23 protein-coding genes and 3 tRNA genes are annotated in these 26,456 nt (G+C 40.8%); 23 read left to right on the top strand and 3 right to left on the bottom strand.

Annotation, left to right across the window (positions count from 1 at the left end):
• The 14 genes from EO121_RS03975 (at position 1) to EO121_RS03910 (ending at position 12,864) form a co-directional block, all read left to right on the top strand.
• Positions 1 to 804, top strand: a complete 804-nt coding sequence (locus EO121_RS03975; protein WP_127166197.1) for a metal ABC transporter permease — start codon at positions 1 to 3, stop codon at positions 802 to 804.
• A 127-nt stretch (positions 805 to 931) separates the two neighbouring features.
• The gene (gene alaS, locus EO121_RS03970; protein WP_127166195.1) at positions 932 to 3,541 is read left to right on the top strand and encodes an alanine--tRNA ligase; all 2,610 of its coding nucleotides are present in this window, start codon (positions 932 to 934) and stop codon (positions 3,539 to 3,541) included.
• A 52-nt stretch (positions 3,542 to 3,593) separates the two neighbouring features.
• A complete protein-coding gene (locus EO121_RS03965) occupies positions 3,594 to 3,854 on the top strand; it encodes an IreB family regulatory phosphoprotein (protein ID WP_126939627.1) in 261 nt (86 codons plus the stop codon).
• Positions 3,854 to 4,264 (top strand): Holliday junction resolvase RuvX, encoded by a 411-nt coding sequence (gene ruvX, locus EO121_RS03960; RefSeq protein WP_127166193.1) that lies wholly within the window; start codon positions 3,854 to 3,856, stop codon positions 4,262 to 4,264. The genes EO121_RS03965 and ruvX overlap by 1 nt, the downstream gene beginning before the upstream one ends.
• A gap of 10 nt (positions 4,265 to 4,274) precedes the next feature.
• A complete protein-coding gene (locus EO121_RS03955) occupies positions 4,275 to 4,547 on the top strand; it encodes a DUF1292 domain-containing protein (protein WP_127166191.1) in 273 nt (90 codons plus the stop codon).
• Positions 4,548 to 4,619: 72 nt separating this feature from the next.
• Positions 4,620 to 6,743, top strand: coding sequence for a DUF4261 domain-containing protein (locus EO121_RS03950; protein WP_164725857.1), 2,124 nt, complete (start codon positions 4,620 to 4,622; stop codon positions 6,741 to 6,743).
• Positions 6,744 to 6,961: 218 nt separating this feature from the next.
• A complete protein-coding gene (mltG, locus tag EO121_RS03945) occupies positions 6,962 to 7,969 on the top strand; it encodes an endolytic transglycosylase MltG (RefSeq protein ID WP_127166187.1) in 1,008 nt (335 codons plus the stop codon).
• Positions 7,959 to 8,555, top strand: a complete 597-nt coding sequence (locus EO121_RS03940; protein ID WP_127166185.1) for an O-methyltransferase — start codon at positions 7,959 to 7,961, stop codon at positions 8,553 to 8,555. Before mltG ends, EO121_RS03940 begins: the two co-directional genes overlap by 11 nt.
• A 3-nt stretch (positions 8,556 to 8,558) precedes the next feature.
• Positions 8,559 to 9,791, top strand: a complete 1,233-nt coding sequence (locus EO121_RS03935) for a U32 family peptidase (RefSeq protein ID WP_127166183.1) — start codon at positions 8,559 to 8,561, stop codon at positions 9,789 to 9,791.
• A 27-nt stretch (positions 9,792 to 9,818) separates the two neighbouring features.
• A complete protein-coding gene (locus tag EO121_RS03930; RefSeq protein WP_127166181.1) occupies positions 9,819 to 10,043 on the top strand; it encodes a DUF4911 domain-containing protein in 225 nt (74 codons plus the stop codon).
• A gap of 77 nt (positions 10,044 to 10,120) precedes the next feature.
• Positions 10,121 to 12,211, top strand: coding sequence for a DUF4261 domain-containing protein (locus tag EO121_RS03925; RefSeq protein WP_127166179.1), 2,091 nt, complete (start codon positions 10,121 to 10,123; stop codon positions 12,209 to 12,211).
• A gap of 311 nt (positions 12,212 to 12,522) precedes the next feature.
• Positions 12,523 to 12,599: transfer RNA gene (locus EO121_RS03920), tRNA-Pro, on the top strand.
• Positions 12,600 to 12,610: 11 nt separating this feature from the next.
• Positions 12,611 to 12,684 (top strand) — tRNA-Gly (locus EO121_RS03915).
• A gap of 103 nt (positions 12,685 to 12,787) precedes the next feature.
• Positions 12,788 to 12,864 (top strand) — tRNA-Arg (locus EO121_RS03910).
• A gap of 486 nt (positions 12,865 to 13,350) precedes the next feature.
• On the opposite strand, the gene EO121_RS03905 is transcribed toward EO121_RS03910, so the two are convergent.
• Together EO121_RS03905 and EO121_RS03900 are read right to left on the bottom strand one after the other, a co-directional pair.
• Positions 13,351 to 14,058: a nicotinamide mononucleotide transporter gene (locus EO121_RS03905; protein WP_127166177.1), complete on the bottom strand. Its 708-nt coding sequence runs from the start codon at positions 14,056 to 14,058 to the stop codon at positions 13,351 to 13,353.
• Positions 14,059 to 14,650: 592 nt separating this feature from the next.
• A complete protein-coding gene (locus EO121_RS03900; protein ID WP_127166175.1) occupies positions 14,651 to 15,568 on the bottom strand; it encodes a Fic family protein in 918 nt (305 codons plus the stop codon).
• A gap of 193 nt (positions 15,569 to 15,761) precedes the next feature.
• Between EO121_RS03900 and EO121_RS03895 the strand changes: the two genes are divergently transcribed.
• The 5 genes from EO121_RS03895 to EO121_RS03875 all read left to right on the top strand — a co-directional run bounded on the left by EO121_RS03895 (position 15,762) and on the right by EO121_RS03875 (position 20,347).
• Positions 15,762 to 16,484: a class I SAM-dependent methyltransferase gene (locus EO121_RS03895; protein WP_127166173.1), complete on the top strand. Its 723-nt coding sequence runs from the start codon at positions 15,762 to 15,764 to the stop codon at positions 16,482 to 16,484.
• A gap of 9 nt (positions 16,485 to 16,493) precedes the next feature.
• Complete coding sequence (locus EO121_RS03890) at positions 16,494 to 16,982, top strand: DnaA ATPase domain-containing protein (RefSeq protein ID WP_127166172.1); 489 nt, start codon at positions 16,494 to 16,496, stop codon at positions 16,980 to 16,982.
• A 145-nt stretch (positions 16,983 to 17,127) separates the two neighbouring features.
• Entirely contained in the window at positions 17,128 to 18,669 is a 1,542-nt protein-coding gene (locus EO121_RS03885; protein ID WP_127166170.1) for a nitrite/sulfite reductase, read from the top strand.
• 201 nt (positions 18,670 to 18,870) lie between these two features.
• On the top strand, positions 18,871 to 19,551 hold the full coding sequence (locus tag EO121_RS03880) for a PepSY domain-containing protein (protein WP_127166168.1): 681 nt from the start codon (positions 18,871 to 18,873) through the stop codon (positions 19,549 to 19,551).
• A 10-nt stretch (positions 19,552 to 19,561) separates the two neighbouring features.
• Positions 19,562 to 20,347, top strand: coding sequence for an enoyl-CoA hydratase (locus EO121_RS03875; protein WP_127166166.1), 786 nt, complete (start codon positions 19,562 to 19,564; stop codon positions 20,345 to 20,347).
• Positions 20,348 to 20,549: 202 nt separating this feature from the next.
• Here the strand turns inward: EO121_RS03875 and guaC are convergent, their stop codons facing one another.
• On the bottom strand, positions 20,550 to 21,536 hold the full coding sequence (guaC, locus tag EO121_RS03870; protein WP_127166164.1) for a GMP reductase: 987 nt from the start codon (positions 21,534 to 21,536) through the stop codon (positions 20,550 to 20,552).
• 257 nt (positions 21,537 to 21,793) lie between these two features.
• On the opposite strand from guaC, the gene thiT reads away from it, so the two are divergent.
• The 4 genes from thiT (at position 21,794) to EO121_RS03850 (ending at position 26,266) form a co-directional block, all read left to right on the top strand.
• Positions 21,794 to 22,348, top strand: coding sequence for an energy-coupled thiamine transporter ThiT (gene thiT / locus EO121_RS03865; protein ID WP_127166162.1), 555 nt, complete (start codon positions 21,794 to 21,796; stop codon positions 22,346 to 22,348).
• A 26-nt stretch (positions 22,349 to 22,374) separates the two neighbouring features.
• Complete coding sequence (gene mobB / locus EO121_RS03860; protein WP_127166161.1) at positions 22,375 to 23,520, top strand: molybdopterin-guanine dinucleotide biosynthesis protein B; 1,146 nt, start codon at positions 22,375 to 22,377, stop codon at positions 23,518 to 23,520.
• Positions 23,520 to 24,758 carry a molybdopterin molybdotransferase MoeA gene (locus tag EO121_RS03855; protein WP_127166159.1) on the top strand — a complete coding sequence of 413 codons (1,239 nt, stop codon included), beginning with the start codon at positions 23,520 to 23,522 and terminating at the stop codon, positions 24,756 to 24,758. The genes mobB and EO121_RS03855 overlap by 1 nt, the downstream gene beginning before the upstream one ends.
• Before the next feature lie 194 nt (positions 24,759 to 24,952).
• Complete coding sequence (locus tag EO121_RS03850; protein ID WP_127166157.1) at positions 24,953 to 26,266, top strand: dicarboxylate/amino acid:cation symporter; 1,314 nt, start codon at positions 24,953 to 24,955, stop codon at positions 26,264 to 26,266.
• Positions 26,267 to 26,456 lie beyond the last annotated feature (190 nt).

Below are 26,456 nucleotides of genomic sequence, written 5' to 3'. Positions count from 1 at the left end.
ATGGACATTTTATCCTATACATTTATGCAACGTGCCTTTTTAGCAGGCCTCGTCGTGGCGCTCATGTGTCCCTTAATCGGTATGTTCATCGTTATCAAACGACAATCCATGCTCGGCGATGGCTTAGGGCATATTGCTTTCGCCGGTGTAACGGGGGCATCCTTACTGAAAGTATACCCTCCATTAGGTGCTGTTATATTGACGGTACTTTCTGCGATGGGAATAGAACTCGTGCGCCGCTACCAAAAACAATATGCAGATATGATAATGGCATTATTCTTTTATGCAGGCTTAGCGTTGGCTATCGTATTTTCCACGATGGTAAAAATGCCTAGTACGGGTCTATTGAACTTCTTATTTGGCAGTATTTTGACGGTCACTATGACAGATATCTATGGCATTGGTGCAGTGGCGATAGTAGTGGGTGTTATCATGAAATTTGTGTATCACTCTTTAATGCTTACCTCCTTTGACGAGGAAATTGCTCGCACCGTAGGTATCAATGTGAATCGTGTGAACATGATCTTTGCCATCTTAACAGCCTTGGTCGTTGTGATGGGGATGACCGTAGTAGGGATTTTATTAATTAGTGCGTTGATGATAGTTCCTGTTGCCTCTGCTCATTTATGGAAACGAGGTTTTAAAGAAACTTGGGGTATCGCCACCGTATATTCAGTGTTATCCGTTGTTGGCGGACTATGTAGCGCCTTTTGGTTAGACTTTGCACCAGGAGGTACGATTGTACTTACAGCTATTGGACTGTATGTCATTACATTTTTTGTGAATTTAGTGAAGTGTAGATAGTAATACAATATAACATCAGTATTGAAAGTATCGGAATCATATATAAGTCAATGACCGTACCTAAATGCATACTTTCATCAAAATCTGTGGTATAATAAAGGCAATAGACAATTTTAGGAGGGAAACCATGACAGGAAATGAATTACGCCAAGCGTATTTGAATTTTTTTGAAAGTAAAGGACATTTAAAACAAGAGAGTTATTCTCTTGTTCCAGATAACGACCCATCTTTGTTATTAATCGGTGCGGGTATGGCGCCTTTAAAACCATTTTTTACAGGTAAATTAGTGCCACCTTGTACACGAATTACGACAAGCCAAAAGTCAATTCGTACAGGTGATATTGAAAACGTAGGACGTACAGCGCGTCATCATACATTCTTTGAAATGTTGGGGAACTTCTCTTTTGGTGACTATTTCAAGAAAGAAGCCATCCATTGGGCATGGGAATTCTTAACAGAAGTTATCAAATTGGACAAAGAAAAATTATATGTCACTGTATATCCAGATGACCAAGAAGCATATGACACTTGGCATAATGAAATCGGCTTGCCAGATAGTCATATTAGCCGTCTAGAAGATAATTTCTGGGAAATCGGCGAAGGTCCATGCGGTCCAGATAGCGAGATTTTCTTTGACTTAGGACCAGAACGTGGTTGCGACGATCCAAACTGTGCGCCAGGTTGTGATTGTGATCGTTTCCTTGAAATTTGGAACCTTGTGTTCACGCAATTCAACCGTACTGCAGAAGGTACATACGAACCATTGGCTAAGAAAAATATCGATACTGGCGCTGGTTTAGAACGTTTGGCATCTGTGTTGCAAAACAAAGAAAGTAACTTTGAAACAGACTTGATTTTCCCAATCATCGAAGCCACAGCGAAAAAAGCGGGTGTTACGTATCATACAGATGCGAATACAGATATTTCTTTGAAAGTTATTGCCGACCATATTCGTGCCATTGTAGCATTGATTGCAGATGGTGTGTTACCATCTAATGAAGGCCGTGGATATGTACTTCGTCGTATTTTACGTCGTGCTGTTCGTCATGGTCGTCTATTAGGCATTCAAGGACCATTCTTGGTACCATTAGTAGATATCGTAGTAGATATCTTAGGTGGAGCTATCACGAACATTGTGGAAAAACAAGACTTCGTAAAACGTGTGGTAGCGAATGAAGAAGAACGATTTAACCAAACTTTGGCATCTGGCCTTGATATGTTGAGCCAATTGTTGGATACATTAAAAGCTGATGGTACGACTACCGTACCTGGTCAAGATGTATTCAAATTATATGATACTTACGGATTCCCATGGGAATTGACAGAAGAAATTGCGCACGAAGCAGGTTTCACGATCGACCAAGCTGGTTTTGAAGCTGCCATGAATGAACAACGTACCCGGGCTCGTGAAGCTCGTGAAGATGTAGATGCAAAAGTAGCAACTCCAGATATTACGCACTTATCCAATGAACATATTTCTGACGATGAAAGTGCCACAGCATCCACCGTCTTATTAATCGGTGAAGGGGCAAAAGCTATCGATCGCGCTGAAGATGGACAGGATGTAACCATTATCGTAAAAACGACTCCATTCCATGCAGAAGGAGGCGGACAATTAGGTGACACTGGCTTCATCGTAGGTCCATTGGGTAAAGTAGAAGTACATACAGCGAAAAAATTACCAGAAGGCACTACGTACCATATTGGTACAGTGGTAGAAGGTAGCATTTCTGTGAATGACGAAGTTACGTTTGCAGTGGATGTAGAGCGCCGTCAACATATGGCACGTAACCATACAGCGACGCATTTATTACATGCTGCTTTGCGCTCCGTATTGGGTACACATGTCAACCAAGCTGGCTCTTTGGTAACGCCAGACTACTTGCGTTTTGACTTTACACACTTCTCTCCTGTGACGGCAGAAGAATTACAAACGATTACGAACCTGGTAAATGAACAAGTTCTTCGTGCCTCCACATTGGAAGTAGAAACGATGTCCATCGATGCAGCGAAAGCAAAAGGCGCTATGGCGTTGTTCGGTGAAAAATATGGCTCCGAAGTACGTGTCGTATCTGTACCAGAATTCTCCATCGAATTGTGTGGCGGCTCTCACGTAGAAAATACAGGATTTATCGGTCAATTCCGTATTACTTCTGAAGGTGGTATCGGTTCTGGCGTGCGCCGTATCGAAGCGGTGACAGGTAAAGCAGCTTTAGCTTTAGCACAACAAGAAGAACATACGTTAAAATCTATAGCAACTCTTGTAAAAGCAAAACCACAAGAAGTGGTAGGCAAAGTACAACAGGTACTGGACCATGCAAAAGCTGTAGAACGTGAGCTAGATCAAGTGAAAAAAGAATTGAACAGCGGTAATCTTGATGGTGTCTTAGCAGGTCAATTTACAGTAGGCGATGTAACAGCTGTGGTCGCATCTGTTCCAGTATCCGACATGGGTGAATTGCGCGATATGGCAGATATGGTTCGCGATAAAATCGGTTCTGGCGTTGTTCTTTTAGGAGCTGCTGGTGGCGATAAAGTAAACTTCGTCTGCATGGCTACGAAAGACGTAGTAGGGAAAGGTATCCATTGCGGTAACATTGTAAAAGCAGCAGCCCAAGCGGCTGGTGGTAATGGCGGTGGCCGTCCAGATATGGCACAAGCTGGTGGTAAAGATCCAGCAGCGATGGACCAAGCCTTAGCAGCAGGTAAAGAAGCCATCCAATCCATGGTTGGATAAGGTTACTATAGATGAGACTTTCAATAGAAAACTCATAATAAGGAGGGATTGTATGAATCTTTCAGATAAAACAATGGTGATTAAACCGGTACAAACTACGCCGTTAACGCCAGAAGAAGTATTCCAACATGTGTTTCAAGCACTAGTGGAAAAAGGGTATAACCCGATTAGTCAAATCACAGGATATCTCATTTCGGGAGATCCAACGTATATTACAAGTTATAACAATGCTCGGAAAGATATTCGTAGCATCGAACGTGATGAACTCATTGAAGAACTTGTAAAAGAGTATGTGAAAGCGAAACAATTATAATGCGAATTATGGCACTAGATGTGGGAAGTCGGACCATAGGCGTCGCATGCAGTGATGCGCTGTATATTACAGCGCAAGGCATTGAAACCATTCGCCGTACATCTCACGAAAAAGACTTTCAGCGCATTGCGGAATTAATCCGTGAATATGAGGTAGACACCATTGTGGTAGGAATGCCTAAAAATATGAATGGCACCAAAGGGGAACGGGCTGAAAAAACGGAAGCCTTTGTGGAAAAGATGAAAGAAGTCATTTCTACGCCAGTTGTATATTGGGATGAACGTTTATCTACAGTGATGGCGGAAAAATCTTTAATTGCCGCTGATGTAAGTCGTAAAAAACGGAAAGAAGTCATTGATAAAATGGCAGCAGTTGTCATTTTACAAGGCTATTTAGATAGTCGTTCATAAGGAGGTTACCATGATCGAACAAGGTTACGAAGGTGAAGTATCTGTGATTGTCATTGAAGACGAAAATGGAGAAGAGATGTACTATGAAGAAGAAATGCTCATTCAATATGATGGAAAGGCATTTGCAATTTTAGTATCTCTTCCTCCAGAAGAAGACACTGAACATGATGAACCAGAAGTGATTATTGCACGCATTGATGAAGAAGATGGAGAACAAGTTTACGTGGCTCCAACTGATGAAGAATTCGATGCAGTCATTAAATTATACGAAGAAATGGACTAATCGCTAGTAAGGGCTGTAACAGATTGCCGATAGGCAGTTCCGTTGCAGCTCTTTTTCTGTATGGTGGTCATCATGTTTAGAAATAATGAGTACAGTGGAGAAGTAAGAGATATGGCAACAGAAGAAAAGAACAAACAAATTCAGTATGAACTATATATTCCCGCCCAATTTGACGAGGAGATTCGACGTTCATTAGAAGCACTGATGGAGGATATGTTAGAAGATATAGGGACTGTGCATGAAGGGGAATCGATGTATAAAGAAAATGGTGAAATTGACCATTGTGTACTTCGGTTTTCTATGGATGAAGGGGATGAATTCGTAGAGGAAATACTTCTCTGCTTGAGAGAAGCAGGTGTACCTTGTGGTGCTAAGTTATATCAAAATGGAAATGTCATTGCAGAGTTAGGCAATTTACATCATATCCATGTTGTGTTGGATGCATCATTAGGATATACGAAACAGTTCAAACGATTGGATACAGAAATTTCTAAGGCTTTGAAAGAAAATAACGTTGTCAGTGGCACCACACTACATATTCCAGAGGGAGTGGCTATCTTTGCGTATTATGTAGCAGATAAGGACCTTGCAATGAGCACCATTGAGAAGTATCTTGGTCGCAGTGCGCTAGGAACAGGAGCTACGATCGATGTGGTAGACTCGGGCCTTACGATTCATGAACGGTTTATGACAGATATATATAGCATCTATCGTGGGGTAGTGCCTGATTTGTGGTCTGCCATTAAAAATGAGTGGAAAGGCATCTCTTCCCGAGAGTGGATACAATTGTTGCGCCGCTATCCAGATACGCCGGAAGGGCTTAGTTTCTTGCTCAATATTGTGAATGGTACGTACCAACAGGAATACACATCTATGAAGGTTACATTCCCTATGTTTCTCTACGAAGGCAAACGATTTTACTTACTGTCAGCACGTCAAATGTTAGAATTTGATCTTCATGGGCGAGATGTGATGAACATGGATATATGGGGGCCTGATGTAAAACCGTCACAAGTACGAGCGCCTTCTAAACAGAGAAATCTGTGCTTGTTTGCGACTACTGGGGAAGGGGAAGAGGCATCGCGGCTGTACCTTGACTACAACCCGACAAAATCCGGGCATGTAGGGCAGGTGATCTATTACGATGGGGACACGCATATGCTAGAGGTGTTGGCGCCGTCTTTCAGTCACGCCTTGTTAGAAATTATGGATGAAATGTCCGACAATTTAGCGGATTCCATTCTAGAAAGCGTTATGGAACACATCATGAATTTGAATATAGAAGCATTGGACCTCGACAGCGAAGATAATCAGCTCCTGATGAGTACTATGGCTATCCTAGCTGAAAGTACCATAGAAGATGGCATGAGTCCTACACCCCTTAGAAGTGGAAGTATGGGCATGGTATTATTAGAAAATGCTACTTTTGATATGGAGCAATTTAAACAGGACTTGCTCGCTCAATGGGATATTGTTTCCGCAACAAGTGCTAATGATATGAAAGCAGGAGCAGCGGTTGTTACGAAAGATGTGGACTCTGTAGATACAGCAGATATGGAGAAAGCACATGTGTTAATCATTGACGATGTGAAAGTTGTGATAGCACCATTCGACTTTGCTATGCCGGTAGAAGCATTAGAACCGGGGGCGCTGCGGAATTATCTGTTTAACAATGCCTTAGACGTGGTTATGAAGCATACGAACCATGTAGCAATCAGTATCGTAGAAGGTACGGGTAATACATTGGAAGATAGTATTTTGCTGTCGAAGTTACTTGCAGTGGCAACAGTGCAAACAGGAGCTACCGCTATCTATACAAATGGTGTTCTCTATGAAGCGGACAAGTACTACCAAGAAACAGAGAATCTACGAGATAATGTGTTGCCTATGGTGAACCTCGTGTGGGTTGATATTGATTTTGAAGAAGATGGAACCACATCTTTGTATACTAATGGTATGGAAGAGTTCGACCAACTCAATGTGGAATTCTTGCATTGTCCGTGGGATCCAGAGCGTGCTTGGAATTATATCCTTAGTGTGGCGAATTTTATGCTCACATCTGGAAAAGAGCTGAATGACGGTGATTCTATCGGTAGAACAGAGACAGAAGAACTGGTGGTTCACATCGATGAGCCAGTCCATGCAGATGGATTACAAAGTATACAAATTTTCTTTGCTGAAAGTGAAGAAGCATAAATAATAAAAGAGGCTGTAGAATTATGACAGCCCTTTTTCTGTATGAACGGGATGGTGTCCTTAGTGGTTCCCTGTAATTCGGAGTGGAGAGTACTTTCACAGGTCAAACATATAGCATAGGTGAGTGTAGCCTCTAGATTGATCTATGCTATATAGAAAAATTGCTATATACACTCCTAAAATGGTATAATATAGTATTCATTGAAAAGGAGATTGCTGTGAAACAATATGTAAAATACATCTACGGATGTGTAGCGATTCTGTTAGTGACAGTATTTGGTGTCCTGGCAGGTATGTATTATATTCCTTGGACAGGTGGCTCTAAGGAGGATGTAGAAACGGTTGTCATTAGTGAGAACCAAACTGGTGCGGAGATTGGTGATGTGCTCTATGAAAGAGGCCTCATAACGTCACCAACTGTGTTCCGTGGTGCCTTGCGCTTAACGGGGACGATGGACAAATTACAACATGGGTATTATCAAATTCCTCATCACTCTAGTTTAAGCGAGATTATTGGATTACTCCAACAAGGTAGATTGAAAACAGTTAAGCTAACGATTCCAGAGGGATTTACCATCGGTGAAATTGGCAAGCGTATCGAAGAGCAAGGTATTGATACGCAGTATGCTTTCATGGAATATGGCAAGACATATACGCCCTATGAGTATATGGTAGGGACGAAGCCTGTGACCTATCGGGTAGAAGGATTCCTATTCCCTAGCACCTATGAGATTCCTGTAGGCAGCAAGGCAGAAGATGTGATGAAGATTATGGCGGATGAAATGAATCGCCAATTAACGCCAAAATTGCGACAAGATATTGAAGCCCAAGGTATGACTATCTTTGAGTTCATCACCTTAGCATCGTTGGTAGAAAAAGAAGCGAAGTTCGATGAAGATCGTCCTATCATTGCTGCTGTATTCCGCCAACGTTTGAAAACGGGCATGCCTTTAGAATCTTGTGCCAGCATCCAATACATTCTAGGGTATCCAAAGCCGCTCATTACGATTGAGGATACACAACTAGAAAGCCCATACAACACATACCTTCATAAAGGATTGCCACCAGGGCCAATTGCAAACCCAGGCATCAAATCCATGGAGGCGGTTCTCTATGCACCACCGACAGAGTATTTATTCTTTGTGGCTGATAAAGAGGGGCACCATCATTTTACAAAAACCTATGAAGAACATTTGAAAATAGTGGATCAAATTTATGAAAATTAAAGAGATTTTAAATGAACAACGCATTTATGCGCTCTTGCATGATGTACCAATTTTACGGGAATCGGAAGTAGAACTCTTTGAAGACTTAATTGGTTTGTACAAACCGAAACGTGTGCTAGAAGTGGGGACTGCTATCGGATATTCGTCTTTGTTATTGGCGAAACATATGGACAAAGAAGGACAACTAATCACCATGGAATTAGACGATGTGCGCCATGGGATGGCAACTCATTTTATTTCGCAGTCGGAATACGGGGATAAAATTACGTTGCTGAAAGGAGATGCCACAGAATTATTAGAAACGGTGGAAGGGCCTTTTGACTTGGTGTTCCTAGATGGTCCTAAAGGGCAGTACTTGAAACAGTTGGAATTGATCGAGCCGAAGCTAGCAGAAAGCGCAGTGGTACTCGCTGACAATGTGCTATTCCGAGGCTATGTGCGGGGAGATAAAGAACCGCCACGTCGCTTTAAAACCATTGTGAGGCGGTTGCAGGAGTACTTGGCTTATGTAGAACAAAAAGAACACTATAACACCACCATTTATCCTATGGGAGATGGCATGAGTGTCAGTGTATGGAAAGGATAGATTATGACGAAACGACATATGGAATTACTAGCTCCAGCTGGTAATATGGATAAATTAAAAATGGCCATCCGCTATGGAGCAGATGCCGTATATTGCGCTGGCCGTGCTTTTGGATTGCGTGCCGCTAGCTCCAACTTTGACAATGATCAATTGAAAGAGGCTGTAGAATTTGTACATAGCCATGGCAAAAAAATCTATGTAACTTGTAACATTATTCCTCACAATGAGGACTTAACAGGCTTAGAAGAGTACTTACAATTTTTAGAAAGTATCAAGGTGGATGCCATCATTGTTGCCGATTTAGGTATTTTCTTGTTGGCGAAACGTGTGGCTCCAGGCTTAGAATTGCATGTAAGTACCCAAGCCAATACAACGAACTATTTGACTACAGAGTTCTGGAAAGAACAAGGGGCAGCTCGTGTAGTAGTGGCTCGTGAGGTAAGCATTGAAGATATTAAGACCATGCGTGAAAAAGCAGATATCGAAATCGAAGCCTTCGTTCATGGAGCTATGTGTATTTCTTACTCTGGACGTTGCTTGTTGAGTAACTATATGACCAACCGTGATGCGAACCGTGGTGCTTGCACACAAGCGTGTCGTTGGAAATATAATTTGGTGGAAGAAAATCGTCCTGGCGAATACTACCCAATCGAAGAAGATGAACATGGCACCTACATCTTTAACTCCAAGGATTTATGCTTGTTGAAATACATCCCTGAGCTGTATAAAGCCGGTGTAGATAGCTTGAAAATCGAAGGCCGCATGAAGTCTGTGCACTATGCAGCGACTGTATCTAAAGTGTATCGGGAAGCTATTGATAAGTTTCTAGAAGAAGGGGACGATTGGTATGTACGTGATGAATGGTATGCAGAATTAGAAAAAATCTCTCACCGTCCTTATACAGAAGCCTTTGCCATCGAAAAGCCAGGGGAAGAAGCGCAAAACTATGGAAAATCTTCCAATACGCAAACCCATGATTTCATTGGTCTTGTAGAAGGGTACAATGCAGAAGAAGGTTATGCGTACATGGAACAACGTAATAATTTCAAGGTAGGAGAAACAGTGGAATTCTGTCAACCTCATGGACCATTGGTGAAGCACGTAATTACACGTATGACTGATGAAGATGGTAATGATATTGATGTGGCAAAACATGCGCAAATGAAATTGCGCCTATACATCGACACACCATTGGAAGAATACTCCATGATGCGCCGTGAAACAAAGCAAAAATAATTCTTGCTGTAGAAGGGGAGGACCAAGATGCAAGAACAAGACATTGTGTATGATCCGCAGTATGTGTACTTTCAGATTGAACGACAGCATACGAATTATGTGAATCGCATATTAGAAGGTTATGAATATGTAGGGGTCATGACGACGGTGAATGCAGAGGGGTTGTGCATGGTCCGCACCACTGAGTCAACTCGTGAGTTAGCAAAACAAATTTTACAATCCTTACCTATTTCTGTGACTCTCTTGGAGTAAGCAAGTTCTGAAAGAGAGGCACCATATAAGTTGTACTAGTATTACGTATTGGTGAATAAAGTGGAGAACTAAGAGATATGGCAACAGAAGAAAAGAAACAACAAATCTCGTATGAACTATATATTCCAGCCCAATTTGACGATTCTTGTAGGGCTTCTTTGGAAGTACTGATAGAACATAAACTAACAGATGTGGGTACTATCCATGAAGGAGAATCCGTGTATAAAGAGAATGGTGAAATTGACCATTGTATACTACGGTTTTCCATGGATGAAGGGGATGAACTAGTAGAAGAAATACTCATTTCTTTAGAAGAACTAGGCATACCATATGGTGCTAAGTTGTATCAAAATGGAACGGTTATTGCAGAATTAGGCAATTTACATCATATCCATGTCGTATTGGATGCATCGTTAGGGGATGCGAAACAGTTTAAACGATTGGATGCAAAAATCTCTCGGGCTTTAGAAGAAAATAACGTTGTCAGCGCTTCAACACTACGCATCCCAGAGGGAATAGCGAACTTTATCTACTATGTGGCAGATAAAGATCTTGCGATCAGCACCATTGAGAAGTATCTTCGTAGAAGCTCACTGGGGAAAGGGGCTACCATCGATGTGGTAGACTCCGGTCTTACGATTCATGAACGATATATGACGGATATATCTCGTGTGTATCGAGGGTTAGTACCTGATGTATGGAATGTGATTCAAAGCGAGTGGAAAGGGGTGTCCCCTCAAGAATGGATGAATTTATTACGGCGGTATTCACATACTCCGGAAGGGCTGAGTTTCTTGCTTAATGTGGTGAATGGTACCTATCAAAAGGAATATACGTCCTTGAAAGTAAACTTCCCTATTTTTATGTACGAGGGTAAACAATTCTATTTACTTTCAGTGCGTCAAATGTTAGAATTTGATCTTCACGGACGAGAAGTAATGAATATGGACATATTGGGGCCTGATACAAAACCATCGCAAGTACGAGCGCCTTCTAAACAGAGAGATTTATGCCTCTTTGCAGCTACTGGCGAAGGGGAACAGGCGTCCCGTTTATACATCGACTATAATCCAACAAAATCTGGCACTGTAGGACAAATCATCTATTTTGACGGAGATACGAATACATTGACCTTGTTGGGGTCTTCTTTCAGCGAAGCCTTGTTAGTACTTATGAGAGAACAATCCGATAGGGTAGGTGATTACTTAGTTGAAAGTATCATACAGAAAACAATGAGCCTAGATATAGATATGGCTGATGTACAAAGTGCAGAGAATCAACTATTGTTTGATGCAATGCGGAATTTGGCGGAAAAAATTCTAGAAGGCACTGGTGGCATTGGACCTATGGTCGGTAAACGCGGTTTTATGGGCATGGTGCTATTGGACAATGCAGAATTTGATGTGAATCGCTTTAAAAAGGATTTACTCACTAAATGGGATATTGAGTCCATTACAAGTCCTGAAGGAATGAAAGTTCGTGCAGCCATTGCCACAAAGGATGTAGATTCCGTGGAAGAAGAGGATATGGAAGAAGCACACTTTCTAGTGATTGATGACTATAAAGTAGTGGTGGCACCATTTTCCTTTGCCATGCCAATGGAAGCTGTTATGCAGGGGGCTACTCGAAATTACCTTTGGGATGATGCATTGGATGCGGTAGTTAATCATACGAGCCATGTGGCAATTAGCATTGTGGAAGGACCAGGTAAGCCATTAGAAGAAGGGATTTTACTAGCTAAGTTACTGGCAGTGGCGACGGAGCAAACCGGAGCTAGTGCGATATATACAAATGGAGTTTTGTACGAAGCTAGTAAGTACCATGAAGAGACGGAACAGTTACGGGATGATATGCTACCTATGGCAAATTTAATCTGGGTAGATATGGACTTTGAAGATGATGGTACTATTTCCTTGTCCACTAGTGGTATGGAACTGTTCAAGCAACTCAATATTGAGCTTTTACATTGTCCGTGGGAACCGGAAAAAGCTGAGAACTATGCGCTAGCTGTGGCAGGCTATATTTTGACATCAGATACAAAGGTGCAAGATGGTGATTCCGTTGGTAGAACTGAGGGAGAGCAAATGATAGTTCATATCGGTGAACCAGTTCATGCAGATGGATTGCAAAGCATACAAATTTTCTTTGATGAAAGTGAAGAAGATTAAATATGTGGTAAAAGTAAGGAATCAATAGATGATGAAAGGGGCGTGTAGAATGCCGACAGCCCCTTTTGTTGTATAAACAGTTGTATAGCCTTGCGTATATACAAAAGTAATGTGTATTGTTAGTAAGGGAAAAACTCTTGCCATTCTACTCATATTTTGTTAGAAAAAAGTTAAATAAATTATAAAAAACGCTTGCATAGATGTGAGGGATATGATATTATATATTTGTTGTTACAATAAGTAGCAAACGGTAGCGAAACAATGTTTCCCAAGGACAGTTGAATTGGTTCGTTACTATGGATGGAAGATATCGGGGCATAGCGCAGTTTGGTAGCGCACCTGGCTTGGGACCAGGGGGTCGCAGGTTCGAATCCTGCTGCTCCGACCATTTTCTTATGTGCGGGTGTAGCTCAATGGTAGAGCCCCAGCCTTCCAAGCTGGTTGCGAGGGTTCGATTCCCTTCACCCGCTCCACTTATACATGTTGTTGTATTTAATGCGTTCCCATACAGAGACAATGTCTATGTGATGGGTTATTTTATTATTTACAGTAAAATAGCATGACATAACTACATATGGTTCAGTAGCTCAGTTGGATAGAGCAACGGCCTTCTAAGCCGTGGGTCGGGGGTTCGAATCCCTCCTGGATCACCAGAGTACAAAGGATTCTACTTGATGTAGGATCCTTTTTGTGTAGCAGGGATCGACGCACTAAGGTCTCTGCGTCACTGCGTTCCTAGAGACCTAAGTTGCTTACGTACCCCTCCTGGATCACCAGAGTACAAAGGATTCTACTTGATTTAGGAGCCTTTTTGTGTGGCAGGGATGCTATCGCTAAGACCTTAGCGTCGCCTAAGGCTCCTAAAGGTCTAAGCTTGCCGCTATCCCTCCTGGATCACCACGTAAATAAGCGGATAGTTCAGATTGAGCTATCCGCTTTTGTGTATTTGCATTATTTTATTGTTACGAAACGACACAAGGTTTCTACACCTAACTGCGTTCTCTAATCTCATCGCTTCCTAATATGAGAGGAGGTGATACTATAACACTATTCGAAGTTTTAATATTATTAATTCAGTTCGGATTGCTTGTTGTAGCAGTTTTAACTTATATGCAAATGTAAGTGAAAAGCCTAACGTATCAACCCTTCTCTTTATCTTTCCAAAATAGTAATGCACCCATGGCATTGACTATGTAGAATATGTATTTGCCAACGTTGGCGAAATTGCCTTGGGTGAAAGCTTTCAATAGTTGCACGATGTTATAGATCATCCAGAACGGCCATTGTGTATCTAATTTTAGAGCGTTAAAAAGGTTCGCAATGAGTGAGAAGGCAAATACGATGGTGGTTAGGATGGATAAAAAGTTCATATGACCGCCAAAGCCTATGTAATTGGCAACGCTGGAAATGGTGAAAGCAATGACGGTGATGATGCCAGCAACTAATCGTTTTTGTGAAGAATTCATTGTATTAGGAATGCCTTCGTGGGATGCATTCCATTTTTTGATGGCAAAGGTATAGATAATGAAAGTAACAGGATAGGTAATGATAGCTGCTTTATTTCCTAAAATAAAATCGATGGCGCCGGATAGGATCGTGTTCACGATGCCGAGATAATTCCCCCATTTGTTGAGCTGTCCTGTAAATCGTGTAGACAACATAGAAATGCCAACGTTAATAACAGAAATAAGACCAAAGGGAACGAGAGCAGTCCAAGGCCCCCAATCTACAAATTTTTCAAGACGTGAGTTCAGGTAACCAGCAGAAATGGCAATCCCCACTACAAGTGCGACACCGAGTACATCAAACCACTTGGAAATAGCGAATTGTTTTAAATACTGTTTCATAAAGGTATCCTTTCTATGAGAATATAAACTTGTATGAATGTGTGAGTTCATAGGTAATACATGTAATAGAAACACTAGATACATCATTGTAATAGGCATAGTAGAGGTATTAGGTTTCTGTATAAGAAATCTACGAGTATACTCGTAGATAACAAATATGATTTTTACCATATGTTTAATCATAACATACTAGTAGGAATATCTCAAATAATGATAGTAATAGCTTGCAAGCTAGTGATGCTAGTGAAAGCCTCACGGAATCGGTTACAAAAAGAGTTGTCTCTTGTTTTGCTATGAACCTTGTGACGGATCTGATTAGATAAAGGGATGACCGCAATACACTGTGAGTATTACTTGTCACGTTCAATTATATATATTTAGGCAAAGGGAAGAGCACGGCATACCCCTTACAAACGGTATTTCATAATGTTTGTTCGGGGCACACCGTGCTCTTCTAAGGTATATGTAATTGTGAGATAAGTGAACGTGACAAAGATTTAGCGTACCTAGAGGTATATTGCGGTCATCTTGCATTTGTTTGATTTAGTCAATAAAAGGCTGCCACAAAAGCTGCTACGCATAACTGCGTTTCTTAGGTGGAGTATGGAATCTCAAGGTATTCTAGTAGACGTTTGATGGTGTCTTGCCCATCGTAACAGGTATCGATGAGATATCCCGGTTCACGTAAAAACTCTGTTAAGCCTCGATAATAAAAATGTTTTCTCCTATCTTCTATGATAAAAGGGATTAGATTGTGTTTGAGGCATTCTTTAAAGGCGATGAGTCTACCCACACGACCGTTTCCATCTTGAAAGGGGTGGATGCATTCAAAACGGAAATGAAATTCCACAATATCTTCAAATGAAATGTGTTCTTTGTTTGTATACCATGCTAATAAATTTTGTACATCGCCTGTCACTTGCTCAGGTTTTGAGGTTTCTCTACCACCGACTACATTCGGTCGTGTTTTGTAGTCTCCTACTTTGAACCAAGGAAGTGTTTCGTCTTTGGTGTTACTTTTTAATAGGTAGTGAAGGTGTTTAATGATCACTTCTGTTAATGGATCTTCGGCAATATCAATGCAGTAATCAATGGCTCTAAAGTGGTTGATAGTTTCAATGATATCATCAACGGACAGACTTTCTTCTCCGTGAACAGTATTTGTTTCAAAGATATGTCTAGTTTGCTCTTCGTTCAATTTACTACCCTCTATATGGTTGGAGTTATAAGTCATACGCACTTGGAGTTCGTGGTAGAGTCCACCAGAGATTTTATGGTCTTTTTCTTCTCGTAATTGTGTAAGGATGGGATTGTCAGACTCTAGTGTGTAGAGATCTGTTGGAGAGCAAGAAAAGTACTCACATAATTTGTGTATCACTGATGGTGAAAGTTTTTCACCTCTTCCGATTTTCGCAATGGTTCTTGAAGATATGTGAAGTAAATGTGTTAAGCTTGACTTACGTATATCATTCTCTTCTAATATGGTTATTAATCCTTGGTAATTATACATATACTACCTCCATAATCTTTACTTATCATATAAAAAAATGGACAAAAAGTAAAGATTTTAGAGTGGAAAGTAAAGATATACGACTACTAAGTAAAGAATAATAAAAGATTGTGTAATACATCTGTTCGTGACTCTAGCTACATACAAACCAACGTTCCTCATGGTATAATACGATATAATACAAGGAGGATCTATGACGATACGAGATAGGATTATTGCCTACTGGAAAGGGCGCAGTGCTGAGTTTGGAGCACTTCGTAAAAAAGAATTGACATCTGATTTGGCGCCACGTTGGCTACGAGAGATTACGCCGCATATTAAAGATCATCATCAACGTATTCTAGACTTAGGTACAGGCACAGGCTTTTTTGCTTTTTTGTTGGCACAACAAGGATATTCTGTGACCGGTGTGGATCTAACGGAAGAGATGATCGCAGTGGCGAAGGAGCAAGCTTTGGAATTGAAGAATTCCTTAGCGGGTACGGTAGACTTTCATTGTATGGATGCCATGCAGTTAGAGTTTTCCGATGATTCTTTCGATGTGATTGTAGCTCGTAATGTAACATGGACACTGCCTGATGTGGAATCGGCCTATAAAGAGTGGTATCGTGTGTTAGCGCCCAAGGGTGTGCTTATCAATATTGATGGCGATTATGGTGTAGAATTGAAAGTTCCCGTAGTGGCGAACCATCATATTCATGAAGGTGTTTCCAACACAACGATGCAGGAATGCATTGCTATAACAGAGGAACTTTCCATCAGTCGTATGGATCGCCCTCATTGGGACGTACACATGATGCGCAAGGCAGGATTTTCCAGAGTGTATTTAGATATGGCGGTGAGCAGCCGCATTTATGAAGAAGAAAATGAATTATATAATCCAGTGCCACTCTTTTCCATTGTGGCAAGGAAATAAGGAGTTATTATGCAAACATTTGAAACTTTTAATGTAACAGAACAGAATAAATTTGGTATGGCATCTGCTTTAGCGATGACAGATTTCACAAAATGCTTTGAACCAGTACTATTTCTATTTGGTCAATCTGGTGTGGGTAAAACGCACCTATTGAAAGCCATGGAGCAAGAAGCGGTGAAACAGAATGCAGCTATCCGTGTGCGGTATGTGACGGGAGCACAGTTCATGAAAGAATACAACGACAGCGTGACCTATGGCGAAGTGGCAGATTATATGGAAGAATACTGTAAATTACATCTATTGTTGGTCGATGATGTACAGGACATTGTATATAGCGATGATGAAGGAACTAAGAAGATGTTTATGCGTCTGGTCCTTGGCATGAAGGCAAAAGGGCGACGCATGGCAGTCACATTTAATGAAAGTTTTGACTCCGAAGATCGCTCCAATGAATTGCAAAATGAATTAACTGATAGTGTGGTAGCTTTCATAGAATAGAAATCAGTTATTATAAGGTATAAAAAAGTCATATAACCTATGAAAAGAGGCGGATTTATATCTATAGAAATCGGTGGTTATATCTGTTATACTTACTAGGAGAGGTTTCTATTGAGCGGGTGCTCAGGAGAGGAGATAAAGTATAATGGCTATTTCAGAAGAAGTACGACAACGATTTGCAGGGGAGTTTGAAAAGTTTCAAAAGGGAATTGAAGGTTTCTTTTCCAAAGAAATTGCTCCTAAAGATTTCAAAGGCATTGGTGGAGGATTCGGCAGTTATGCAGAACGAGGCTTTGAAAGTGCGATGTTGCGGTTACGGTTTTTTGGATCCCGTATTCTTCCATACCAAATGAAATTCTTAGTGAATGCAGTTAAAAAATATGATTTACAATATGTACATTTCACAACGGGTCAATGTATTCAATTCCATAAATTACAAGGTGAGCAAATTTTAGAATTGTACAAAGAATGTTTTGAACACGATATTTATAGCCGTGGAACTGGTGGAGATAATTTTCGAAATGTGACAGCTAGCCCATTGCATGGTGTACATCCAGCTGAACCATTTGCTGTGACTCCCTATTTACAAGCGGTCAGTGAATATGCTGTATCTTTGATTGGTACGTTAGCATTACCTCGTAAATATAAAATCGGTTTTTCTGTAGTCGATAATGAAGGTCATGCGAACTACAAAGACTTAGGCTTTTTGGCAAAAGAAAATGGTAAGTTTGATGTCTACGCTGGTGGCGGTATCGGTGGCGGCTCTGCCTTTGGTTTCTTAGTGGATGAAGATATTAATCCTAATGAAGTATTGCACCACGTAGAAGGTATGTTACATCTATACCATGAATTAGGTGACTTTAAGAATCGTGGTAAAGCACGTTCTCGTTTTATTGCGCAACACTTAGGGGAAGAGGAATTCCGTAAAGCATACCATGAATATTTGGAAAAATCTAAAGCAGCCCATGATTTAACATTGTCGGTGGCTCCTTACGAAGTGAAAAAAGTAGGCACTACAACACCGACAACAGAGTTGGCAGAACCCCAAAAACAAGAAGGCTTGTATTACATTCAATATAAACCACTAGTAGGTACACCACCTATTGATGTATTTGTAAAATTATTTGATTATGTAGGTGGCTTAGAAGAAACTGAAATCCGTATCTGCGGTGACGAATCTGTATACATCGTAAACTTAACCGGCGAAGAAGCAGATACAGTAGCAGCCATTATTGGTGATACGCATGCGAAAAATAGTTTTGAGCATACGGTATCCTGTGTAGGTGCTACGATTTGTCAAATCGGTTTCCAAGATTCTTCTGGACTTGTGAAAGTTATTAAAGAAACGTTAGAAGCAGAAGGGTTATCAACAGATAAGTTACCACAATTACATGTATCTGGTTGCCCATCTTCCTGTGGTACACACCAAGTAGGTAAACTAGGTTTCCATGGATTTACAAAAGTGGTAGATACAAAACCTCAACCAGCTTTCAAAGTGTTCGTAAATGGCAATGGCGAAGTAGAAGGACAACGCATGTCTGATGAGTTAGGGGTTGTCACTGTGGAGGATATTCCTAAATTCTTCATCGATCTTGTAAATACACTTGAAGCGGCTGGTCAAGATTATGATGCTTGGAATGCAGCGCATCCAGAGGGATTACAATCTGTATTGGCAAAATATCTATAATGTATATAAAACGTTCTTACTTAGGTAAGGGCGTTTTTTCGTTTCCGCCTCGTGAGTGTTGGTTGGTAGAGGTGCTGGATTGTATTGAAGAATTACGATAGATACGGTATAATGAAAGAGATATCTCAAGATTGAGAATGCAAGCTTCATGGAGTATAGTCATGTGAGTTTTGTTCATAGAAGTATATATAGGAGAGTCCAATGAAAAAAAGTACATTAGCATTAGTAGGCGCTATGGCATTTGCTGCAACCTTTGCAGTAGCCCCACAAGCACATGCTGAAATCAATGAATATTCTAATTTAAATGATAAAACAGTAGTGGTACGCCAACCTGGTCAATCCATGGTATTGTCCATGCGTGAAGTAGCAGGTATTTTTGTGGGCCGTTATGTAAAAGCAGCGGTTAGCTCTATCACATTAGATCCATCCAAAGGTAATTACCAGTACGTGGTGGTAGGTTACACACCAAAACAAAAAATTACTATCGACGTGGATGTGATTACTGGTAAGGTAGTACGTGAATTCCGTTCTAGCAAAGCAAAAGATGTAGCATCCAAAGTGTTCAATCCATTGAAGGTAATTTCTCCAAAAGAAGCAGAAGTAGCCGCTCGTGGTTTGGTAGGAGAAGGATCTTTCACTAGAGGATGGGAAATTAAAGCAGAAAATAATGAAGTGGTGTACATTGTTCGTACCCAAGATACAGATGAAAAAGAATATAGTGTGAAAGTAGATGCTGTCACTGGGAAAGCACTTGAAAAAGGTGCACCTATTGATTGGGCTAAAATAAAAGCAGATCGTTTGCGTAATGATGGGGTAGGTAAGCCATTTACATTGCAACAAGAGCCAGAAGACAATGAGGCAGATCCTACAAAAACATTATAATAGGTGACGTATGACATATAATAATATTATATTTACCATTGAAAGTAATGTGGCAACCATCACATTTAATCGTCCAGAAGTGCAGAATGGCTTTAATGTGCCGATGTGTGAAGAAATTCTTGATGCAATTCGCATGGTAAAAGAAACGGACGAGGCTCGTGTGTTGGTGTTCAAAGCAGAAGGCAAAGTCTTTTCTGTAGGTGGAGACTTAACAGAAATGAAACGCGCTGTAGAGGAAGATGATACAGAATCTTTATTTGAAATTACTCATTTGGTGATGCAAATTTCTTTAGCTATGAAACAGTTACCAAAACCTGTCGTGATGTGCACCGATGGTGCTGTAGCAGGGGCGGCTTTCAATATGGTGTTGGCAGCAGATATGTGCGTGGCATCTACAAATAGTCGTTTTATTCAAGCTTTTGTGAATGTGGGCTTAGCTCCAGATGCAGGTGGCATGTACTTGTTAAGCCGCGCGGTAGGCATTAACCGTGCTATGCAACTGGCTATGACAGGGGAAGCGGTAACCGCTGAAAAAGGTAAGGAATATGGCTTCGTCTATAAGGTGTGTGAACCAGAGATTCTAGAGCGTACTACAAATCGCTTGGTACAACGCTTGGCAAAAGGGCCTGTTCACTCCTTCCGTGCTATGAAGCAAATGATGTGGGCTAGCTTCTTCACTAATTTTGAAGAATATGCAGAATTAGAAGTGAAGATTCAAAACTCCTTAGGGGCCACAGAAGACTTCCGAGAAGGTGTGCGTGCCTTTGCAGAAGGAAGACGACCAAAATTTAAATAATACATCTTAGGATGTGAATACAAAAAGAGCTATTACGACTAAGTAGAGTCGGTAATAGCTCTTTTAGTATTGGTGTATATGTATGCTCATAGGGGATAATCTGAGATAGATTGTGTTCTTATACAAAACGAGATACATAGTTCAAAAGTAGTGAAATTAAAAAAGAGGACTCTCCTAGAGAAGAGTCCTCGCATATATGTGATTAACGGTCGCCGTTAAAAATGGAGTTTTTAACGATAACGTAGTCAACTTTTTTGATAGCTTGTAGTGTAGTACCACCAGCGTAGGAGATAGAAGATTGTAAATCTTGTTCCATTTCAGTCAATGTATCGAAGATACTGCCTTTAGATTGGATCGTAATTTTTTTGCCTTCTACGTTTTTGCGTTCCCCTTTTTGGTGCTCGGAAGCGCTACCGAAATATTCTTTGTATGTAACGCCATCGATTGTCACTTCTTTACCTGGGGATTCGATATGACCAGCGAATAAAGAGCCAATCATCACAAAGGAAGCACCGAAGCGGATGGATTTGGCAATGTCACCGTGGTCACGGATACCGCCGTCAGCGATGATAGGTTTTGTAGCTGCTTTGGCACACCAACGAACAGCAGATAATTGCCAGCCACCAGTACCAAAACCAGTTTTTAATTTTGTAATACACACTTTACCAGGTCCGATACCTACTTTGGTAGCATCAGCCCCAGCATTTTCTAGTTCACGAACTGCCTCTGGTGTACCTACGTTACCAGCGATAACGAAGCTTTCAGGAAGTTCACGTTTAATGTGTTGAATCATGTCGATAACGCTGTTGGAATGACCGTGAGCGATATCGATGGTAATATATTCTGGGCATAGATTTGCTTCTTTTAATTCGTTTACGAATGCAAATTCCTCTGGTTTAACACCGATGGAAATAGATGCAAATAAACCTGCCTCATGCATGTCTTTTACAAAAGCCAAACGTTTTTCAGGTTGGAAGCGGTGCATGATGTAGAAGTAGTTTTTAGCAGCTAATTCTTTGGCTAACTTTTCATCGATGATAGTTTGCATATTAGCTGGCACAATTGGTAAACGGAACGTACGATTTCCCAGTTTCACAGTTGTGTCACATTCGCTACGGCTAGATACGATACACTTGTTCGGTATCAATTGCACGTCTTCATAATCGAAAATGTTTGTAGTATTGATCATTATTTGTTGCCCCCTAAATAGACAGAATTAGGATTACGACATAATCCTTATCTATTATACATAAGACCTCCTATCTTGGCAACAAGGGGACGAATATACTTAGTCATCTTTGATATGCTAATTTGTACTAGGGGAATGCTGTGTTTTGTGAAAAAATATATAGATAAAAATAGATTAAAAGTGATACAATATAAGGAATAAATAAAAGTAATTTGATAATGTATTTCAATGTATCATAGTGTGAAAAGGAGATAGATATGAGTTATACAAGTTCAAGCAAAACAAAAATGTTGGTAGAAGGCGGTCTAGTTATTGCTATGGCTCAAATTTTAAGCATGTATGTCATCTATCAAATGCCACAAGGTGGCGCTGTGAAAGCAGCTAACTTGGTGCCATTGTTAATTTACGCCTATCGTTGGGGTGGTCGTGCAGGCATCTTAACTGGTATTGCCTATGGAATTGTTCATTTCCTATTGGGATTTAAATTTTCGATTCATTATATGAGTATCGTATTGGATTATATCTTAGCCTATGGTGCCATCGGTATTGCCGGTTTCTTCGGTGGTTCTGGTACTGTGAAAGCTTTCTTTGGCGCTATCTATGCGATTTTAACACGCTTTGCTATGTCTGCCATTAGTGGTGTAGTAGTGTTTGGGTCCTATGCACCAGAGGGAACAAGCCCTTGGATTTACTCTCTAACGTATAATGCAACATATATGTTGCCAGATATGGTGATTAATTTAGTGGTATTAGCGTTGTTATATGTGCCAGTGATGCGTGGATTAGGTCGTGTGACACCCACTCATAAATAATAAAACATCTAGGACAGGAGATATATATGATTTCTGAATTAGGAATTATTGTATTAGCGGGTGGACTTAGCACTCGCATGGGAACAGATAAGACGAGATTGCCTTGGGGTAGCACAACTTTATTAGGAGAAATGCTCCGCAAGGCGGTCCTTACAGAATGTGGAGAAATTTTAGTCTCCATCAATCGAGAATTAGAAGAGTCAGAGGCACATATTATTGAAGAAGCCCGTTCCTTTGGTCGAGATATTCAATTAGTGCCAGATACGATTGCTATGAAAGGTCCTTTAAGTGGATTGCAGTCAGCTCTTTCAGTAGGAACTAGAGAAGCTTATATCGTGGTATCTGCAGATATGCCATGGTTTTCCTTTCACTGGTTGCCATCTTGGGAAGTGCATATCGATGCATTTTTCCAAGGAGAATTATTAGCCATGGTTCCTTATGTAGGTTTGCAAGAGTACGAACCGTTGGCGGCCATTTATAAACGGTCCGTGCTAGATATAATTCAAGAAGCCTTAGATGGTGAAGATGTATCTATGCATGGAATTTTGGATAAGATTCCCTATATGGAAATGGATATGAGTGAAGAAGCAGAGCTATATAGTAATGTGAATACTCGATTATCTTATAAATTGGCGAAAGCTAAATCTGCTAACCGTGAACGGTCTGTGCCGATTGTGACCATTAGTGCAAGCCAATCTAAATCGGGGAAAACTACAGTGGCTACAGCTCTGATTAAGGCGCTTTCAGAGAGAGGCGTTGTGGTGGGCATGGTGAAAAGTGATGGACACGGATTTTCCATGGATAAGGAAGGCACTGATACATGGAAAGCCAGTCAATCAGGAGCTAAAGCCGTGGCCATAGCGGGACCGAATGGATATGCGATGATGGTCCATGGTGAAAGTATGCAACGTCAACAACAATTAATTCGGTTGGCTAATGAAATGCCCGTGGATTTGGTTTTATTGGAAAGTCGCAGCCATGGAGTGGCGCCGATCATTGAAGTGGTCCGTGCAAACCATAATGAAACGAGACTGCCGCAGTTAGAAGAGATTGTAGCAGTAGTGACAGATATAGAAGACACATTAGAAGGAAATACGATTTGCGAACAGTTCAATTTCAGTGAGGAAGATATGGAACGGTTAGCAGATTGGATATTGAAGGAGTTGTTATAATGCAAGTAGTAACAGTAGAAGAAGGCTTGCAACGATTAGAAGCTCCTTTTACAGATAGTGCGTATACCCTCGACATAGAGTCTGTTCCTATTGGACAGGCCTATGGCAGAGTATTAGGGGCAACGGCGCTAGCTAAGATGGATTATCCTCCTTTTAGGCGATCGGCCATGGATGGGATTGCTATTCGTTATACTGCTGATACGAGGTCATATCGTATGTTAGAGACGATTGGTGCAGGGGAAGTCTTTCAAGGTCAATTAGAGCCTGGTGAAGGAATCCATATTATGACGGGTGCCATGGTACCAGATACGGCAGATACAGTGGTAGTAAAAGAAGCGCTAACTTGGAGTAATGAAACAGAAGTGACAGTACCTAGTCGAATCGAAGTGGGTCAACATATTATCCTCGCCGGGGAAGATATACAAATTGGTCAGGAATTATTGCCTGCTGGTACTGTGTTGGAAGCAGAACAAGTTGGAACTTTAGCAGGGCAGGGATATAGTGAAGTCTCTGTGTACCGAAAACCAAGAGTGATTGTGCTCACCACAGGCCGTGAAGTACAAGATCCAACAGAGACACTACGAGTAGGACATATTTATAATTCCAATCGGTATTTATTAGAAGGTACCTTATATGCATTAGGCGTTGATGTGGTGGGCGTAGCCCATTTGTCAGATGCGCCAGGTACGGTAGATGGTAATATTGCCACTGTACAACATATGCTAGATACATTGGGACCAGTAGATATGATTGTTAGCACTGGCGGTGTATCTGTAGGTGACTATGATACGATGCCGGAATTGTATGAACGTTTAGGCGCTACTACATTGTATCGACGTTTACAGATGCGTCCAGGGGCAGCTTCTTTTGGCGGTATTATTACAGTTAGAGAGTACCATACATGGTGTATGGGCTTATCTGGAAATCCTACAGCAGCAATGAATCAGTTTTATTTATTGGTATTGCCTCTGTTGGAACGATTATCTGGTCGGGCGACAATGCGTCGTTGGATAGATTGCCACCTAGGGGAAGTTGTGGATAGAAAACATCCGTTAGATCGCTATTATCAAGGGCATATTGTGTATGAAGGAGGCTCTTGCTGGGCGTATCCTAATTTAGGAATGACCTCAGGTGGTTTACAAGCTTTATCAGTGGCCAATGGATTAATCAAAATTCCTAGCAATAGCGAACGACTAGAGCGGGGGGCTATAGTGAAAGTGTTCCCTTTTAGTCGATAAACAGAATAAAGAAACAAAAATATGAATAAAAACTCTGTTTTATAAGAAGTAATCTTGTGAAAATAGAAATAATTTGATATAATAATTCTATAGAATTTTATAAGTAAGGTCTGCAAAGAGACACATCGTACACGTACCCTGTGCCTCTTTTTGTATGGCCTTCAAAAGGTAGTATTTATGAAAAAGGAGATTCTATGGCAGTATTAAAAAGACTTGGATTATCTGGGTGGATTGTCATCGGCTTAATAGCGGGTGTACTAGTAGGTTCTGTAGCCCCAGATTTTGCAAAACAATTAAAACCATTGGGCGATGTATTTATTCGTATGATTAAAATGATTGTAGTCCCATTGATTTTTAGTTCCCTTGTAATGGGTATTGCCGGCACAGGTGACTTTAAAAAATTAGGCCGCTTAGGTGGTAAAGCTATTTTATGGTTTGAAGTTGCCACTACGATTGCCTTATTTGTTGGTTTATTTGTGGTAAATGTGTTCGAACCTGGTGTGGGTGTAAACTTAACGGCTACTGGTAATGCAGTAGACATTGCCAATAAAGCTGCTGCAAAAGGGGCCGTGGATCACGTACAAATGTTGGTGAATATCATCCCTACGAATATCGTGGATGCTATGGCACGTGGTGATATGTTGCAAATTATCTTCTTTAGCTGTATGTTTGCCATTGCAGCTGCTACGATTGGTAAAGAAGGAAAACAAATCGTTGAACTGTCTAAAGATTTAGCGCACATCATGTTCAAAGTAACACATTACGTGATGTATGTGTCCCCAATCGGTATCTTCGGTGCCATTGCGTACACTGTAGGTAACTTTGGCTTAGGCATGTTAGTACCGTTGATGAAACTAGTATTCACATTATACGGTGGTTTGGCATTCTTCTTAATTATTGTGATTGCAATCGGTTCTTTCTTTACGAAAGTTAATTTATTCAAACTTGGTAGAGTGTTGAAAGAGCCAATCGTGTTAGCATTCTCTACAGCGGCTTCTGAAGCAGCGTTGCCAATTGCGATGGAAAAATTGAAAAAGGTAGGCATTCCAAACCAAGTGGTAAGTTTTGTGTTACCGTTGGGATACACATTTAACTTGGATGGATCCACATTGTATTCTTCTCTAGCAGTGGTGTTTATAGCCCAAGTGTACGGCGTACCATTCCCATTAGAACAACAATTGTTGATGGTCTTAACATTGATGTTATCCACCAAAGGGATTGCCGCAGTACCGGGTGCATCCTTAATCGTCATTGCCGGAACAGCAGCAGCCTTTGGCTTGCCAGTAGAAGGCTTAGCCTTAATTCTTGGTGTAGACCGTATCCTAGATATGGCTCGTACGGTATGTAACTTATCTGGTAACTGTTTAGCGGCAGCCATTGTAGGTCGTTGGGAAAACGAAGTATCTGCGGAACGCTTAACAGAGTTAATGGAACATCCGTTGACAGATGAAGAAGTCGATGCATTAGAACAAGCTAGTTTTGAACATGTAGGTGAACAACAAGCATAATTAGTTTTGCTGATAGCATTGAAATAGTATATAAGGGGCTGTAACAAAATAGCTCCCAATAAAACAGAGGAAAGTTGATCAAAAAGTATCAACTTTCCTCTGTTTTTTTATGTTTTATAAGCAAATGTAAATAGGTACATTTTGTTACAAGCCCTTTTGACATATTGTGATAGTGGATTATATAGTTACG

Origin of the sequence: Veillonella sp. CHU732, assembly GCF_003992085.1 — a bacterium.
Lineage (GTDB): Bacteria > Bacillota > Negativicutes > Veillonellales > Veillonellaceae > F0422.
The sequence above is the reverse complement of the archived record's forward strand: the minus strand, read 5'-3'. Positions and strand labels throughout refer to the sequence as shown.